15 protein-coding genes and 1 pseudogene are annotated in these 14,947 nt (G+C 71.7%); 6 read left to right on the plus strand and 10 right to left on the minus strand.

The window, feature by feature from the left end; all coding sequences use genetic code 11:
- Positions 1 to 54 precede the first annotated feature (54 nt).
- Positions 55 to 1,398, plus strand: coding sequence for a UDP-glucose dehydrogenase family protein (locus ACZ6A9_RS26835; RefSeq protein ID WP_468990096.1), 1,344 nt, complete (start codon positions 55 to 57; stop codon positions 1,396 to 1,398).
- A gap of 116 nt (positions 1,399 to 1,514) precedes the next feature.
- On the opposite strand, the gene ACZ6A9_RS26840 is transcribed toward ACZ6A9_RS26835, so the two are convergent.
- Positions 1,515 to 2,021: a CGNR zinc finger domain-containing protein gene (locus tag ACZ6A9_RS26840; RefSeq protein ID WP_468990098.1), complete on the minus strand. Its 507-nt coding sequence runs from the start codon at positions 2,019 to 2,021 to the stop codon at positions 1,515 to 1,517.
- Positions 2,022 to 2,145: 124 nt separating this feature from the next.
- Between ACZ6A9_RS26840 and ACZ6A9_RS26845 the strand changes: the two genes are divergently transcribed.
- Both ACZ6A9_RS26845 and ACZ6A9_RS26850 read left to right on the plus strand, forming a co-directional pair.
- Positions 2,146 to 2,505 carry a VOC family protein gene (locus tag ACZ6A9_RS26845; RefSeq protein WP_468990102.1) on the plus strand — a complete coding sequence of 120 codons (360 nt, stop codon included), beginning with the start codon at positions 2,146 to 2,148 and terminating at the stop codon, positions 2,503 to 2,505.
- A 16-nt stretch (positions 2,506 to 2,521) separates the two neighbouring features.
- Positions 2,522 to 2,914 (plus strand): VOC family protein, encoded by a 393-nt coding sequence (locus ACZ6A9_RS26850; protein ID WP_468990105.1) that lies wholly within the window; start codon positions 2,522 to 2,524, stop codon positions 2,912 to 2,914.
- 21 nt (positions 2,915 to 2,935) lie between these two features.
- On the opposite strand, the pseudogene ACZ6A9_RS26855 reads toward ACZ6A9_RS26850, so the two are convergent.
- From ACZ6A9_RS26855 to ACZ6A9_RS26870, 4 genes and pseudogenes are all read right to left on the minus strand, one after another.
- Positions 2,936 to 3,312 (minus strand): annotated as a pseudogene (locus ACZ6A9_RS26855) (membrane dipeptidase); the annotation flags it as partial.
- A gap of 122 nt (positions 3,313 to 3,434) precedes the next feature.
- Entirely contained in the window at positions 3,435 to 4,613 is a 1,179-nt protein-coding gene (locus tag ACZ6A9_RS26860) for a dipeptidase (protein WP_468990110.1), read from the minus strand.
- Positions 4,614 to 4,627: 14 nt separating this feature from the next.
- Entirely contained in the window at positions 4,628 to 5,128 is a 501-nt protein-coding gene (gene purE, locus ACZ6A9_RS26865) for a 5-(carboxyamino)imidazole ribonucleotide mutase (protein WP_468990763.1), read from the minus strand.
- A 77-nt stretch (positions 5,129 to 5,205) separates the two neighbouring features.
- A complete protein-coding gene (locus ACZ6A9_RS26870) occupies positions 5,206 to 6,348 on the minus strand; it encodes a 5-(carboxyamino)imidazole ribonucleotide synthase (RefSeq protein WP_468990115.1) in 1,143 nt (380 codons plus the stop codon).
- Between the two features lie 154 nt (positions 6,349 to 6,502).
- Here ACZ6A9_RS26870 and ACZ6A9_RS26875 point away from each other — a divergent pair, with 154 nt between their 5' ends.
- Positions 6,503 to 6,994 (plus strand): GtrA family protein, encoded by a 492-nt coding sequence (locus tag ACZ6A9_RS26875; protein ID WP_468990767.1) that lies wholly within the window; start codon positions 6,503 to 6,505, stop codon positions 6,992 to 6,994.
- A gap of 26 nt (positions 6,995 to 7,020) precedes the next feature.
- On the opposite strand, the gene ACZ6A9_RS26880 is transcribed toward ACZ6A9_RS26875, so the two are convergent.
- Both ACZ6A9_RS26880 and ACZ6A9_RS26885 read right to left on the minus strand, forming a co-directional pair.
- Complete coding sequence (locus tag ACZ6A9_RS26880; RefSeq protein ID WP_228971218.1) at positions 7,021 to 8,295, minus strand: ATP-binding protein; 1,275 nt, start codon at positions 8,293 to 8,295, stop codon at positions 7,021 to 7,023.
- Positions 8,296 to 8,354: 59 nt separating this feature from the next.
- A complete protein-coding gene (locus ACZ6A9_RS26885; protein ID WP_468990118.1) occupies positions 8,355 to 9,032 on the minus strand; it encodes a response regulator transcription factor in 678 nt (225 codons plus the stop codon).
- A gap of 513 nt (positions 9,033 to 9,545) precedes the next feature.
- Between ACZ6A9_RS26885 and ACZ6A9_RS26890 the strand changes: the two genes are divergently transcribed.
- The gene (locus tag ACZ6A9_RS26890) at positions 9,546 to 11,042 is read left to right on the plus strand and encodes an oligopeptide:H+ symporter (RefSeq protein ID WP_468990121.1); all 1,497 of its coding nucleotides are present in this window, start codon (positions 9,546 to 9,548) and stop codon (positions 11,040 to 11,042) included.
- Between the two features lie 273 nt (positions 11,043 to 11,315).
- Here the strand turns inward: ACZ6A9_RS26890 and ACZ6A9_RS26895 are convergent, their stop codons facing one another.
- Both ACZ6A9_RS26895 and ACZ6A9_RS26900 read right to left on the minus strand, forming a co-directional pair.
- A complete protein-coding gene (locus ACZ6A9_RS26895) occupies positions 11,316 to 11,873 on the minus strand; it encodes an ATP-binding protein (RefSeq protein ID WP_468990125.1) in 558 nt (185 codons plus the stop codon).
- 242 nt (positions 11,874 to 12,115) lie between these two features.
- Positions 12,116 to 12,493, minus strand: coding sequence for an STAS domain-containing protein (locus tag ACZ6A9_RS26900; RefSeq protein WP_228971215.1), 378 nt, complete (start codon positions 12,491 to 12,493; stop codon positions 12,116 to 12,118).
- A 260-nt stretch (positions 12,494 to 12,753) separates the two neighbouring features.
- Here ACZ6A9_RS26900 and ACZ6A9_RS26905 point away from each other — a divergent pair, with 260 nt between their 5' ends.
- A complete protein-coding gene (locus ACZ6A9_RS26905; protein WP_468990128.1) occupies positions 12,754 to 13,668 on the plus strand; it encodes an RNA polymerase sigma factor SigF in 915 nt (304 codons plus the stop codon).
- Between the two features lie 89 nt (positions 13,669 to 13,757).
- Here the strand turns inward: ACZ6A9_RS26905 and hutI are convergent, their stop codons facing one another.
- Entirely contained in the window at positions 13,758 to 14,927 is a 1,170-nt protein-coding gene (gene hutI / locus ACZ6A9_RS26910) for an imidazolonepropionase (protein WP_468990130.1), read from the minus strand.
- Positions 14,928 to 14,947 lie beyond the last annotated feature (20 nt).

Here is a 14,947-nt window from a genome sequence, read left to right on the forward strand (position 1 = left end):
CGCCCCCGGCTATGCTCGGGCGCGCACTGCATGCCGTTTACCCCTGGAGCACCCATGGCCCTCAAGATCACCGTGATCGGCACCGGTTATCTCGGAGCGACGCACGCCGCGGCCATGGCGGAGCTGGGGTTCGAGGTGCTGGGCCTCGACGTCGTACCGGAGAAGATCGACAAGCTGCGGCGCGGTGAGGTCCCGATATACGAACCGGGGCTGGAGGAGCTGCTGCGCCGGCACGTCGCGGGGATCGAGGGGTCGACCGGACGGCTGCGGTTCACCATGGACTGGGCCGAGCTGGGCGAGTTCGGCGACGTCCACTTCGTGTGCGTGAACACTCCGCAGCGGCACGGCGAGTACGCCTGCGACATGTCGTACGTGGACTCCGCGATCGCCTCGCTCGCGCCGCATCTGAAGGGTCCCGCGCTGGTCGTCGGCAAGTCGACGGTGCCGGTCGGTTCGGCCGACCGGCTGGCCGCCTACCTGGCGGAGCACGCGCCGGCCGGTGAGGACGTGGAACTGGCGTGGAACCCGGAGTTCCTGCGCGAGGGCTTCGCCGTCGAGGACACGCTGCACCCGGACCGGATCGTGGTGGGCGTGCGCGGCGAGCGGGCGGAGAAGCTGCTGCGGGAGGTGTACGCCACTCCGGTCGGGGAGGGCTCGCCGTTCGTGGTGACGGACTTCCCGACGGCGGAGCTGGTGAAGACCTCCGCGAACTCCTTCCTGGCCACCAAGATCTCCTTCATCAACGCGATGGCGGAGCTGTGCGAGGCCACGGGCGGCGACGTGGCCCGGCTGGCGGAGGCCATCGGGTACGACGACCGGATCGGGAGGAAGTTCCTGCGGGCCGGGATCGGCTTCGGCGGCGGCTGTCTGCCGAAGGACATCCGGGCGTTCATGGCGCGCGCCGGTGAGCTGGGCGCGGACCAGGCGCTGACGTTCCTGCGGGAGATCGACTCGATCAACATGCGCCAGCGCGGCCGGATGGTGGAACTGACGAGGCAGGCTCTGGGCGGCGGTCCGTTCCTGGGCAGGCGGGTGGCGGTGCTCGGCGCCACCTTCAAGCCGGACTCGGACGACGTCCGGGACTCGCCCGCGCTGAACGTGGCCGGGCAGATCCACCTCCAGGGCGGCCAGGTCACGGTGTACGACCCGAAGGGCATGGACAACGCCCGCAGACTCTTCCCGACGCTGGGGTACGCGGACTCGGCGCTGGAGGCGGTGCGGGGCGCCGATGTCGTCCTGCACCTGACGGAGTGGCGGGAGTTCCGGGAACTGGACCCGGCGGAGCTGGGTGAGGTGGCGGCCGAGCGGCTGATCCTCGACGGGCGGGGCGCCCTCGACCCGGACGTGTGGCGGACGGCCGGGTGGCGCTTCCGCGCGATGGGGCGCCCCACCGCATAGCCGGCCGGGGCGCCCGCACCGGCGGGACGTACGGGTGACGCCGGTTCGGCCGAGGCTCAGTCGGCCGAACCGGCGTCCCGCTGCATTCTGCCCCACCGGGCGCGGGAGCGGTGCGGCTACGCCTCCTTCGCCCGGTACCGGCGCATCTTGGCGCGGGCCCCGCACACCTGCATGGAGCACCAGCGGCCGCGTCCGGCGGGGCTGCGGTCGTAGTACGCCCAGTGGCAGGTGGCGGCCTCACAGGCCTTGAGCCGGCCCCAGGTGCCCGCCGTGACGCCTTCGGCGACGGCGGCGGCGATCCGGGAGACCAGCGGCCCCTCGTCGACCGGTGCGAGGGCGGCCGAGCCGTCGGCCGGGTCGACCGTGACCACCAGGGGCGCCCGGGCCAGCAGGTCGCCCAGCGGGGTGACGGCGCGGTGCGGGGGGTGGCCGGCGTGGGCGAGGAGCGTCGCGCGCAGCGACTCGCGCAGTTCGCGGGCGGAGTCGGCGGCGCCCTCGGTGAGACCGAAGGGCGCGCGGCCCTGCGGGGTGTCCAGCGCGTCGCCGCCCGTCTCCAGGTCCAGGGTGTTGACCAGGGACTGGACCAGGGCCAGCCTCCCGGGCGGGGCCGCTCTCTCACTCATGCCTGGACGGTACCTCCCGGGTCTCCTCAATTCGCTTGCGGCGTTACCCCCTATGGTGCAGCATGCAGTAACCGTTACCGGTTACCGCTCCCTATGGGTAACCCGAAGCTTCGAGGAGGAAGTCATGTCCGTTGCCACAGTGGGCGCCGTCGTCCTGGACTGTCCCGATCCGCGCGCCCTGGCCGGGTTCTACGCCGCGATCGTGGGCGGCACGGTGGAGGGGGAGGGCCGCTGGGTGGACCTGAAGGTGCCGGGTGGTCCGGCGCTGGCCTTCCAGGAGGCCCCGGGCCACGTACCGCCGCGGTGGCCGCAGACGGACCGCTCGCAGCAGTTCCACCTGGACCTGACCGTGGAGGACCTGGACGCGGCGGAGAAGGAGGTGCTGGCGCTCGGCGCGACGCCGCTGGACACCGGGGACCGCTCGCGGGGCTTCCTGGTTTACGCGGACCCGGCCGGGCACCCGTTCTGCCTGTGTGCCTGCTGACTTCCTGGAGGGATGCATGACCGCCGTGGCACGTCTGCGCAGCGTCGTCCTCGACTGCCCCGACCCGCGCGAACTGGCCGTCTTCTACGCGGCCGTCGGCGGCGGCACACCGGTGGAGGAGGACCCGGACTGGGTGGTGCTCGACGTTCCGGCGGGCCCGCGGCTGGCCTTCCAGCGGTCGCCGGACCACACCCCGCCCGAGTGGCCGCGCGCCGACCACGGCTCCCAGCAGTTCCACCTCGACTTCGACGCCGGGGGGACCTGGGAGGAGGTCGACGCGGCCGAGGAGAAGGTGCTGGCGCTGGGGGCGCGGGTGCTGGACCGGGAGGACTACGAGACCAAGGGCTTCCGGGTGTACGCCGATCCCGCGGGCCATCCCTTCTGCCTGTGCCGGATCGAACAGCCGTGACGGCTCGGCCGTACCGGCGGCTCAGCCGTCCGCTGCGGTGATCGTCGCCGCGGACGGCGGGCGGCGCTGCCGGGCGGTGCGGGCGGCGAAGTCCGCGCCGCGCAGCACCCGCTGGACGTTGCCCCGGGTCAGCAGCGCCACGCCGGACTCCCCCCCAGCCGCGCCGCGGCAGTTCGGTGATCAGCGCGGGGTGGCAGAAGGTGTCGTGCAGCTCCCGCGGCTGGGCGCCGCCGGTGTCGTAGGTGCCGGACAGGCCCCCGCACTCCGGCCCGGGGAGGGTGCGGATGTGGTCGAGGTGGTCGGCGACGTCCCGGACGGTGGGGCCCGTCCGCTCGGCGGACCAGCGGCACCAGGGACACGCCCTCGCCCCGGCCCACCTCGGCGAGCAGGCCGTCCGGAGATCGGCCATCACGGGCTCCGTACGTCGTGACCTCGGCGGTACGGCCACCGTCGCACGGAGCACCGGGCGGTTCCCTGGTGAACGCGGCGTTCGGGGTGCGCCCCGCCACCCGCGGGCGGGTCAGGAGTCGAGGGACTCCAGGGTGGCGTGGGAGGGGGCGCGGGTGGTGCGCAGGCCGCGGGAGACGTCCTCCGCGGCGCCCAGGACCCGGACCGCGTTCTGCCAGGTCAGCTTGGCCAGGTCGGGCCGGGACCAGCCGCGGTCGAGGAGTTCGGCGATCAGGTTCGGGTAGGCGGAGACGTCGGCGAGGCCGTCGGGGGTGAAGGCCGTGCCGTCGTAGTCGCCGCCGATGCCGAGGTGGTCGATGCCGGCGACCTCCCGCATGTGGTCCAGATGGTCGGCCACCGTGGACACCGTCGCCACCGGGCGCGGGTGGGTCTCCTCGAAGGCGCGGTGCACCTTCATCCCCTCGGCCGTGGTGTCGAGGTGGTGGAAGCCGTGCGCGCGCATGTTCTCGTCCGCCGCCGCCGTCCAGTCGACGGCCGCCTGGAGCACGAACTTCGGCACGAACGTCACCATCGCCACACCCCCGTTGGCGGGCAGCCGCTCCAGGACGTCGTCCGGGATGTTGCGCGGGTGGTCGCAGACCGCCCGGGCGGAGGAGTGGGAGAAGATCACCGGCGCGGACGTGGCGTCCAGCGCGTCCCGCATGGTCGTCGCGGCGACGTGCGAGAGGTCGACCAGCATGCCGAGCCGGTTCATCTCCCGCACCACCTCGCGGCCGAACGCCGACAGGCCGCCCACCCCGGGCTCGTCCGTCGCCGAATCCGCCCACGCCACGTTGTGGTTGTGGGTGAGGGTCATGTAGCGCACGCCGAGGTCGTACAACCCGCGCAGCGTGCCCAGGGAGTTGGCGATGGAGTGGCCGCCCTCCGCGCCCATCAGCGAGGCGATGCGGCCCTCACCGCGCGCCGCCTCCATGTCGGCGGCGGTCAGCGCGGGCGCCAGGTCCCGCGGGTGACGCTCCAGCAACTGCCGTACGCAGTCGATCTGTTCCAGTGTGGCCGGTACCGGGTCGGGCTGGTCCGCGCGGACGTACACCGACCAGAACTGCGCCCCGACCCCGCCCGCGCGCAGCCGGGGGATGTCGGTGTGCAGGTGGGCCGACTGGTCGCCGGCGATGTCGCGGGCGGCGTGGTCGTAGCGGACCTGTTCGCGCAGCGCCCACGGCAGGTCGTTGTGCCCGTCGACGACGGGGAACTCGGCCAGCAGCGCGCGGGCGTCGTCGAGGGACGTCATGGCACCCACCCCGCTCACTTGCCGAAGCCGAAGCCGCCGCCCGAGCCCTCGGCCTTGGCGCGCAGCCGCTTGCCCTTCTCGGTGGCCTGGTCGTTCAGTTCCTGCTGGAACTCCCGCATGCGGCCGAGGAGTTCCTCGTCGTGGGCGGCGAGGATGCGGGCCGCGAGCAGGCCCGCGTTGCGCGCGCCGGCCACCGAGACGGTGGCGACGGGGACACCGGCCGGCATCTGCACGATGGACAGCAGGGAGTCCATGCCGTCCAGGTACTTCAGCGGCACGGGGACACCGATGACGGGCAGCGGGGTGACGGAGGCGAGCATGCCGGGCAGGTGGGCGGCGCCGCCCGCACCCGCGATGATCACCTTGAGCCCGCGGTCCGCGGCCCGCTCGCCGTACGCGATCATCTCGCGGGGCATGCGGTGCGCGGAGACGACGTCGACCTCGTAGTCGATCTCGAACTCGTCGAGGGCCTTCGCCGCCGCCTCCATGACGGGCCAGTCGGAGTCCGACCCCATGACGATGCCCACCGAGGGGAAGGGGCGCGCGTCGGTGCTCGTCGAGGAGTGGTGGCCGTCAGACGGGTGGGCCGGGCTCATTCGGTGATCGTGCCTCTCAGGTAGCCGGCTGCGTGACGGGCGCGCTCCAGCACGTCGTCCAGGTCGTCGCCGTAGGTGTTCACGTGTCCGACCTTGCGGCCGGGCTTCACGTCCTTGCCGTACATGTGGATCTTCAGCTGGGGGTCGCGGGCCATGCAGTGCAGGTACGCGGAGTACATGTCCGGGTAGTCGCCGCCGAGGACGTTGACCATGACCGTCCACTGCGCCCGCGGGCGCGGGTCGCCGAGGGGGAGGTCGAGGACGGCCCGGACGTGGTTGGCGAACTGCGAGGTGATCGCGCCGTCCATGGACCAGTGGCCGGAGTTGTGCGGGCGCATGGCGAGTTCGTTGACGAGGATGCGGCCGTCGCGGGTCTGGAACAGCTCCACGGCGAGGTGGCCGACGACGCCGAGTTCCCCCGCGATGTTCAGCGCCATCTCCTCGGCGCGCAGCGCGAGCTCCTCGTCGAGGCCGGGCGCCGGAGCGATGACCGTGTCGCAGACGCCGCCCACCTGCTGCGACTCGACGACCGGGTAGGCGACGGCCTGGCCGTGCGGGGAGCGGACCACGTTGGCGGCCAGCTCGCGCACGAAGTCGACCTTCTCCTCGGCGAGGACGGGGACGCCGGCCTTGAACGGCTCGGCGGCCTCCGCCACGGAGCCGACGACCCACACACCCTTGCCGTCGTACCCGCCCCGGACCGTCTTGAGGACGACGGGGAAGCCTCCCCCACCCTCCGCCGCGAACGCGGCCACGTCCTCCGGGTCGGCGACGATGCGGTGCCTGGGGCACGGCACGCCGATGGCGTCGAGCTTCTCGCGCATCACCCCCTTGTCCTGGGCGTGCACCAGAGCGTCCGGGCCGGGGCGGACGGGGATGCCGTCCGCCTCCAGGGCCCTGAGGTGCTCGGTGGGCACGTGCTCGTGGTCGAAGGTGATCACGTCGCAGCCGCGTGCGAAGGCGCGCAGCGTCTCCAGGTCGCGGTAGTCGCCGACGACGACGTCGCCGACCACCTGCGCCGCGGAATCCTGCGGAGTGTCACTGAGGAGCTTGAACCTGATGCCGAGCGGGATGCCCGCCTCGTGTGTCATACGAGCGAGCTGGCCACCGCCGACCATGCCGACTACCGGGAACGTCACGAGCCCAGGGTATCGGCACGCGCCACGGTGGCCGATTCGCGCCCGCCGCCAGGGGAAAGGACCGCCGTCGCGGCCCGCGTCCGCAGGAAGATCGCGGGGGTGGGTGGTTAGCATGGCCGGGTTGACGCATTCGACGGACGGGAGCCTGCAGGCGATGGAACGCGGTTCCTCGGGGCTACGACGGCTCTTCCGGGAAGTGGCCAAGTTCGGCGCGGTGGGGGGAGCCGGGGTACTGGTCAACCTGGGCGTGTTCAACCTGGTCAGGCAGGTGACCGACCTCCAGGTGGTCCGGGCGGGCGTCATCGCCACGATCGTGGCGATCATCTTCAACTACGTCGGTTTCCGGTACTTCACCTACCGGGACCGCGACAGGTCCCGGCGCACCCGGGAGATGTCCCTGTTCCTGCTGTTCAGCGCCATCGGTCTGGTGATCGAGAACGGCATCCTGTACGCGGCGACCTACGGCTTCGGCTGGGACAGCCCGCTGCAGAGCAACATCTTCAAGTTCCTCGGCATCGGGGTCGCGACCCTGTTCCGCTTCTGGTCCTACCGCACGTGGGTGTTCCGTGCGCTTCCGGCCCGGGGGCCGGTGGCGGGGTCGGGTCCGGTCGCCGGGGGCCGCGCGTCGAAGCAGCGGGTGCCGTAGGCGGCGCCCTTCCCGGGTGGGCCCCGTCAGCGCACCGGTCGGCGGTTGTCGTCGTCCCGTGACCTCTGCGGGGGTGTGCGGGAGAGGAACAGGCCGAAGACGGCCGGGCTGGCCTGGAGCATCTCCAGGCGGCCGCCGTCCGCCTCCGCGAGGTCCCGGGCGACGGCGAGCCCGATGCCGGTGGAGTTGCGGCCGCTGATGGCCCGCTCGAAGATCCGCGCGCCGAGGTCGGCGGGGACGCCGGGACCCTCGTCGGTGACCTCCACGACGACCTGGTTGCCGGTGACCCGGGTGCGCAGGGCGACCGTGCCGCCGCCGTGCATCAGTGAGTTCTCGATCAGCGCGGCCAGCACCTGGGCGACCGCGCCCGGCGTGCCCACCGCCCGCAGCTCCCGTTTGCCGGAGGTGACGATCGCCCGGCCCGCGCTGCGGTACGCGGGGCGCCACTCGGCGAGCTGCTGCTTGATCACCTCGTCCAGGTCGAAGGTGACCGCGGAGCCGGTGCGCGGGTCGCGGGAGTTGGTCAGCAGCCGCTCCACCACGTCCGTCAGCCGCTCCACCTGCGTCAGCGCGATCGTCGCCTCCTCCTTCACCGTCTCCAGATCGTCGGTGAGGGTGATCTCCTCCAGGCGCATGGACAGGGCGGTCAGGGGCGTGCGCAGCTGGTGGGAGGCGTCCGCGGCCAGGCGCCGCTCGGCGGTCAGCATGCGGCCGATCCGCTCGGCCGAGGAGTCCAGCACGTCCGCGACCCGGTCCAGCTCGGGGACGCCGTAGCGGCGGTGGCGGGGGCGCGGGTCGCCGGAGCCGAGGCGTTCGGCGGTCTCCGCGAGGTCGGTCAGCGGGGAGGCGAGCCGGTTGGCCTGGCGGACCGCCAGCAGGACGGCCGCGATCACCGCGAGGAGCGCCACCAGGCCGATGATCAGCAGCGTGCGGCCGACCTCCCGGGTCACCGAGGAGCGCGGCTCCTGGACGGTGACCGTCTCGCCCTCCTCGCCGGGCGCGGTGGCGCTGATGACGTCGCCGTCCGGCTTGGCGCCGACCTCGATGGGCGGCTTTCCGGGGATGCGGACGACGGCGTACCGGTCCTCGGTGATCTGGTCGTCGAGGATCTCGGCGGTGACCTTGTCCTCGACGAGCAGCCGGCTGTCGACGATGCTGGCCAGCCGGACCGCCTCGGACTCCACCCGCTCCCTGGCGGTCTCACTGATCGTGCGGGTCTCGACGATCACCAGGGAGACGCCGAACACGGCGATCACGACGAGGACCACGGCGAGCGTGGACTGGATCAGACGGCGGCGCATGCTCTCTCAACTCACTGCTCCTGGCCACTGCTCCGGCCTGCGGCGAACCCCGGGCGGGTTCAGCTCTTCTCGAAGCGGAAACCCACTCCGCGCACGGTCGCGATGTAGCGGGGATTGGCGGCGTCGTCGCCCAGCTTCTTGCGCAGCCAGGAGATGTGCATGTCGAGGGTCTTGGTGGAGGACCACCAGGTGGTGTCCCACACCTCGCGCATGAGCTGGTCGCGGGTGACGACCCGGCCCGCGTCCCGCACCAGGACCCGCAGCAGGTCGAACTCCTTGGCGGTCAGCTGGAGCTCCTCCTCGCCCATCCACGCCCGGTGCGACTCGACGTCGATGCGCACCCCGTGGGTGGCGGGCGGCTGCTGGGGTTCGGCGGAGCCGCGCCGCAGCAGGGCCCGTACCCGGGCGAGCAGTTCGGCGAGGCGGAACGGCTTGGTGACGTAGTCGTCGGCGCCCGCGTCGAGGCCCACGACGGTGTCCACCTCGTCGGCGCGGGCGGTCAGGATCAGCAGCGGAACCGTGTGCCCCTCGGCGCGGAGCCTGCGGGCGACCTCCAGGCCGTCCATGCCGGGCAGGCCGAGATCCAGCACCACCAGGTCGATGCCGCCCCGCATCCCGGCCTCGAGTGCGCCGGGTCCGTCCTCACGCACCTCGACTTCGTAGCCCTCCCTGCGCAGGGCGCGGGCCAGCGGCTCCGAGATGGACGCGTCGTCCTCGGCGAGCAGTACACGGGTCATGGCAGTGATGGTAGTCCCGTCGCGGTGGGCCGAGGGGTGTGATCGCCGGGCCCGGTTCCTACCCGCGCCCTCCCCGTCTCTCCCCTTCACGGACCCTGGTACGGACCAGCGGGTGTGGGGTGAGATCCTGAGTGGGACCTTCGAATGGGTGAGCGCGGTTCCACTTGGACCTGTGATCCGTGTCTCAAGTCCTTCCATATCCGGCACTGTCCTGCCGTATGGTGAATCAACGCCTGTTGCACCACGGGGACCTTTGGCGCAGTCGATGCCGAGGGTCTCTTTTGCGTGCGGGCCGGTTTTCCGCCGGCCCCGGAAGGAATGACCTGTGGCCGGGCCTCACCGCGCGTAGACGCACGGCGGAGGCGTGGATCCCGGTGGTCGCCGTCCGCCGCTCCGTGATCCGGGGCGGCCTCCCCCGGGCGTGGGGTGGACGGCTCTGCCCGCCGGTGCCGGCCTGCCCCCCACCGGGCGCGTCCACGCATCCGCGACGCGTCCCGACAGCAAGGAACGACCATGGCGTCCAGCCTGACGAAGGACTCGGTCCCACCGGGCACCCCCGGTTCCGAGAAGACCTTCTTCGGCCACCCCCGCGGACTGGCCACCCTCTTCATGACCGAGATGTGGGAGCGGTTCTCCTACTACGGCATGAGGGCCCTGCTCCCGCTGTACCTCGTCGCGCCGGGCGGACTCGGCATGAGCGCGGGCACCGCTACCGCGATCTACTCGGTCTACCTCTCGCTGGTGTACCTGCTCACGATGCCGGGCGGCTGGTTCGGCGACCGTGTCTGGGGCCCCCGCAAGACCGTCGCCGTCGCGGGCGGCATCATCATGCTGGGCCACCTGACCCTGGCCCTGCCGTCCTCCGGGACCTTCTACGCGGGGCTCGGCCTCGTCGCCATCGGCTCCGGACTGCTGAAGGCCAACATCTCCACGATGGTGGGCCAGCTGTACCAGGGGCCGGACGACCCGCGCCGGGACGGCGGCTTCACCGTCTTCTACATGGGCATCAACCTGGGTGCCTTCGCCGCGCCGCTGATCATCGGCACCGTCGGCGAGAGCGTCAACTGGCACCTGGGCTTCGCGCTCGCCGCGCTCGGCATGGGCCTCGGCGTGGCGCAGTTCCTGCTGGGCAGCCGCCACCTCGACCCCCGGTCGAGCGTCGTCCCGAAGCCGCTCTCCGGCCAGGAGCGCGCCTCGACGCTGCGCAAGTCCGCGCTGTGGGCCGGCATCGCCGTCGTCGCGTACGCCGTCCTCGGCATCAGCGGCACCTACACCCTGAACTGGGTGCTGGTCCCGCTGACGCTGCTCGGCGTGATCGTGCCCGTGATGGTGATCGCCCGCATCAAGCGCGACAAGGACCTGGACCGCACCGAGCAGTCGAGGATGTCCGCGTACATCTGGTTCTTCGTCGCCGCCGCGATCTTCTGGATGATCTACGACCAGGGCGGCTCGACCCTGTCGATCTTCGCCGACTCGTCGGCCGAGAACAGCGTCTTCGGCTGGGAGTTCCCTGTCTCCTGGTACCAGTCGGTCAACCCGGTCCTGATCATGGCGCTGGCCCCGGTCTTCGCCTGGATCTGGCTGGCGCTGAACCGGCGCGGCAAGGAGCCGAGCACGATCGTGAAGTTCGCCTCCGGCCTGGTGCTGGTCGGTGTCTCGTTCTTCCTGTTCCTGGCCCCGCTGTCGATCGCCGAGGGGGGTCACAAGGCGGCGGCGCTGTGGCTGGTGGCGATCTACTTCGTCCAGACCGTCGGTGAGCTGCTGCTCTCCCCGGTGGGCCTGTCGGTCACCACGAAGATGGCGCCGGCGAAGTACGCGTCGCAGATGATGGGTGTCTGGTTCCTGGCGGTCACCGCGGGTGACGCCACGACCGGCCTGCTGTCCATCGCGGGGGTCGACCTGAACAAGACGGGTGTCGTCGCGATGGAGGCGACGCTGGCGGTGCTCGCCGGTGTCGCGGTGTGGATGTACCGGAAGAAGGTCAAGGCCCTCATGGGGGACGTCCGCTGAGCGGATCACCCTGGGGCCGGCCCGCATGGACGGAGGGTCCCGCATCCGGTCGGATGCGGGACCCTCCGTGCGTTCGGGGGTGCGCCCGTGCCGCTGCTCGCCTTGTTCCGCCCCGGCGCCCCTTCCCGTCCCCGGGGGCGCTGCCTCCGGAACCGCCGCTCCTCAAACGCCGGAAGGGCTGATTCCAGCCCTTCCGGCGTTTGAGGAGCGGGGTCTGGGGCGGAGCCCCAGGTTCGGGACGGGAAGGGGCGGCGGGGGCGGAAGAAACCTGGCTCAGCCGGGGGTTCCGAGTTCGGCCCAGACGGTCTTGCCGGGGACGTCCGGGGACCGGAGGACGCCCCAGTCCAGACAGAGCCGCTGCACGATGAACATGCCGTGGCCACCGGGCCGCCCCGCCTGGTGCGGGGTGCGCGGGGCCGGCTGCCCCGTACCCCGGTCGGTGACCTCCAGCCGGATCACCTTCCTGTCACACATGATGGCGAGGCGATCAGGTCCTTCGGCGTGCAGGCAGGCGTTGGTGACCAGCTCGGACACCACGAGCAGCACGTCCTCGGCGGCGGCCCGCCGGTCCGCGCCGGCGGCGGGCAGCCAGCCCCACTCGTGCAGCGCCTGGCGGGTGAAATCGCGGGCGAGCGGGACGACGCCGCTCTGGTCGTCGAAGCTCAGCCGGCGGACCCCGCCGCCGGCCGAGAAGTCCGCCGGCGCGGTCGGCGTGGCCACGCCGCCTTCGGGCGCGTCCCCGGCCGCCGGCGCCGCGCCCCCGGGCGTCCCGGAAGCGCCGCTGGCCTCCGGACCGCGGTCGCCCGGCGAATAGGGCCGGGTGGTGCTCATCAGCGCTTCACCTCACCGTGTCACCAGTTCAGGCTTCGAAAGATTCCGTACTCGGTTGGTCACGCCGCTACGGCACGGCCGGTTCCCGGCGCTCTCGCGACCACCGTGTCCAGCCCGTTCAGGAAGTCTCCTGCCCGGGGGGACCGACGGGACACCCACGTTTTCGCGCGAAAAGGCGCGACACATGTGTACATCCGGTGAGGGAGGTGACGGGAGCGCCCCGCCGGGCGTGCCCGCCCGGGTCACGCCGAATCGTCGGCCAGCGCCGCCTCGAGAGTGTCGTGCACGGCGAACACCGCGTCCGCTCCCGTGATTTCAAACACGCGCGCGACCACGGACTGCATTCCCGCGAGATGAACGCCGCCTCCCGCCGCCTCGGCCTTCAGCCGGGCACCGAGCAGCACGTTCAGCCCGGTGGAGTCACAGAACTCCAACCGGGAGCAGTCGATGACAAGACGCTTGAATCCCTTGGCGAGGCAGCCCTCCAGTGGCTCCCGCAACAACTCGGCGGTGTGGTGATCCAACTCACCCGCCGGAGTCACGACGGCACTGGGGCCCTCTTCTCGCACCTCGACCAGAAGCCGGCCCGACTGTGCGCTGCCGACCGTCCCGCGGTCCATGCCGTCTCTCTCTCCCGACGTCGTGGCTGCTGTGGCTGCTTGCTGACGCCCTTGAACATTACGCCTTCCGGCCACACACCGACACTCTAACAATCGCGCACAAACAGACATATACACACAGAACGCACTTGCGATGTGCTTGCGGAAGCCGATAGGGCTAGTAAAGACACGCACCCGACACGGCCGGCTTTGGAGGCGCCGCACACCGCAGTGCACGTATCGGCTTCGGCAGCCATATGCCGAGAACGATGGAGGACATCATGTCACCCCGGCTCGACGCTTCGCCTACCCCTGAAGCGACGTCGACACCCGCTCCGGAACATCTGGATCCCATCGACCTGGACGACCCAGGTGTCGTCCCCGACGACCTACTCGCCGGACTACCGGAGATCCCCCCCTACGACGAGGTGGGCCCGGTCGACGCGCGGGCCCTGTCCAAGACCCTCTTCGAGCGCCTCGAGTCGCTGGAGGAAGGCACCCGCGACTACTCGTACGTACGCAACACACTCGTCGAACTGAATCTCGCGCTGGTCAAGTTCGCCGCCTCCCGCTTCCGCACGCGCAGCGAGCCGATGGAGGACATCATCCAGGTCGGCACGATCGGCCTGATCAAGGCGATCGACCGCTTCGAGATGTCGCGCGGTGTGGAGTTCCCCACGTTCGCGATGCCGACCATCATCGGTGAGATCAAGCGCTTCTTCCGCGACACCTCGTGGTCCGTGCGCGTCCCGCGCCGACTGCAGGAACTCCGTCTGGACCTGGCCAAGGCCGGTGACGAACTGGCCCAGCAGCTCGACCGCGCGCCGACGGTGGCCGAGCTGGCGGAACGTCTGGGCATCACCCCCGACGAGGTCGTCGAGGGCATGGCGGCGTCGAACGCGTACACCGCCTCCTCGCTGGACGCCCAGCCGGAGGAGGACGACGCCGAGGGCGCGCTGGCGGACCGGATCGGTTACGAGGACCACGGGCTCGAAGGCATCGAGTACATCGAGTCGTTGAAGCCGCTGATCGCCGAACTGCCGTCCCGCGACCGCAAGATCCTGTCGCTGCGCTTCGTCGCCGGCATGACCCAGTCGGAGATCGGCGAGGAACTGGGCATCTCCCAGATGCACGTCTCGCGTCTGCTGTCGCGGACGCTGGTGAAGCTGCGCAGGGGGCTCACGGTCGAGGAGTAGTCCTCACCGGGTGACGTTCGTCCTCCGGGGGGCGGTCCGAACCGGGCCGCCCCTTCGTCGTGCCGCCGCGCCCGCCGTGCGGCCCCCGGTCACACCACGCGGACGCCCCGGCGCCACACCCCCGCGACCAGGGGGACGCCCGGCCGGTAGGCGAGGTGGACGTGGCTGGGCGCGTCGAGCAGGACGAGGTCGGCGTACGCGCCCGGGGCCAGGCGGCCGACGTCGTCCCGGCGCAGGGCCGCCGCGCCGCCCGCGGTGGCCGACCACACCGCCTCGTCCGGTGTCATCCCCATGTCCCGCACCGCGAGCGCGACGCAGAAGGGGACGGAGGACGTGAAGGACGAGCCGGGGTTGCAGTCGGTGGAGAGCGCGACCGTCACCCCGGCGTCCAGCAGCCGGCGGGCGTCCGGCCACTCGGCGCGGGTGGAGAACTCGGCGCCGGGCAGCAGGGTGGCGACGGTGTTCCCCTGGGCGAGGGCGTCCACGTCGGCGTCGGTGAGGTGCGTGCAGTGGTCGGCACTGGCCGCGTCCAGCTCGACGGCGAGCCGTACCCCCGGGCCGTAGGAGAGCTGGTTGGCGTGGACGCGCGGACGCAGGCCCTTCGCCCTGCCCGCGGTGAGGATCGCGCGGGCCTGGTCGCCGTCGAAGGCGCCCTGCTCGCAGAACACGTCGATCCAGCGGGCGTGCGGCGCGCAGGCGTCCAGCATCTCGCCGGTGACCAGCTCCACGTAGGCGGCGGGGTCGTCGGCGTACTCGGGGGCGACGATGTGGGCGCCCAGGAAGGTGACCTCGTCGGTGTGACGGGACGCCAGGCGCAGTGCGCGGGCCTCGTGTCCGGTGCTCAGTCCGTATCCGGACTTGGTCTCGCAGGTCGTGGTGCCCTGACGCAGCGCCTCGGTGAGGAGACGGGTGAGGTTCGCCTCCAGTTCCGCGTCGCTCGCGGCCCGGGTGGCGGCCACGGTCGTACGGATGCCGCCCGCGTGGTAGGGGCGGCCGGACATGCGGGCGTTGAACTCCTCGGTGCGGTCGCCCGCGAAGACCAGGTGGGAGTGCGAGTCGACGAAGCCGGGCAGGACCGCCCGGCCCGCCGCGTCGACCCGGTTGTCAGTGGCGGGTGCTTTGCTTGATTCACCGGTCCACACGACGCGGTCGCCCTCGATGACGACGGCCGCGTCCGGGACCGCGCCGAGGGGAGAGCCGTCGAGGGAGGGGTCGTTGGTGACCAGCGTGGCGATGTTGCTGATGACGGTGCTGCTCATGGTGTCCTCGTGGATCGTCG

The organism is Streptomyces sp. NPDC041124, assembly GCF_055592385.1.

Excerpts from the sequence above, each read along its gene's own strand:
- ACZ6A9_RS26875 (WP_468990767.1), top strand. The coding sequence starts at position 6,503 with ATGGAACGCGGTTCCTCGGGGCTACGACGGCTCTTCCGGGAAGTGGCC.
- ACZ6A9_RS26900 (WP_228971215.1), bottom strand. The coding sequence starts at position 12,493 with ATGGACCGCGGGACGGTCGGCAGCGCACAGTCGGGCCGGCTTCTGGTC.
- ACZ6A9_RS26860 (WP_468990110.1), bottom strand. The coding sequence starts at position 4,613 with ATGACGTCCCTCGACGACGCCCGCGCGCTGCTGGCCGAGTTCCCCGTC.
- ACZ6A9_RS26895 (WP_468990125.1), bottom strand. The coding sequence starts at position 11,873 with ATGAGCACCACCCGGCCCTATTCGCCGGGCGACCGCGGTCCGGAGGCC.
- ACZ6A9_RS26890 (WP_468990121.1), top strand. The coding sequence starts at position 9,546 with ATGGCGTCCAGCCTGACGAAGGACTCGGTCCCACCGGGCACCCCCGGT.
- ACZ6A9_RS26880 (WP_228971218.1), bottom strand. The coding sequence starts at position 8,295 with ATGCGCCGCCGTCTGATCCAGTCCACGCTCGCCGTGGTCCTCGTCGTG.
- ACZ6A9_RS26885 (WP_468990118.1), bottom strand. The coding sequence starts at position 9,032 with ATGACCCGTGTACTGCTCGCCGAGGACGACGCGTCCATCTCGGAGCCG.
- ACZ6A9_RS26845 (WP_468990102.1), top strand. The coding sequence starts at position 2,146 with ATGTCCGTTGCCACAGTGGGCGCCGTCGTCCTGGACTGTCCCGATCCG.
- ACZ6A9_RS26835 (WP_468990096.1), top strand. The coding sequence starts at position 55 with ATGGCCCTCAAGATCACCGTGATCGGCACCGGTTATCTCGGAGCGACG.
- purE (WP_468990763.1), bottom strand. The coding sequence starts at position 5,128 with ATGGGGTCGGACTCCGACTGGCCCGTCATGGAGGCGGCGGCGAAGGCC.
- hutI (WP_468990130.1), bottom strand. The coding sequence starts at position 14,927 with ATGAGCAGCACCGTCATCAGCAACATCGCCACGCTGGTCACCAACGAC.
- ACZ6A9_RS26850 (WP_468990105.1), top strand. The coding sequence starts at position 2,522 with ATGACCGCCGTGGCACGTCTGCGCAGCGTCGTCCTCGACTGCCCCGAC.
- ACZ6A9_RS26840 (WP_468990098.1), bottom strand. The coding sequence starts at position 2,021 with ATGAGTGAGAGAGCGGCCCCGCCCGGGAGGCTGGCCCTGGTCCAGTCC.
- ACZ6A9_RS26905 (WP_468990128.1), top strand. The coding sequence starts at position 12,754 with ATGTCACCCCGGCTCGACGCTTCGCCTACCCCTGAAGCGACGTCGACA.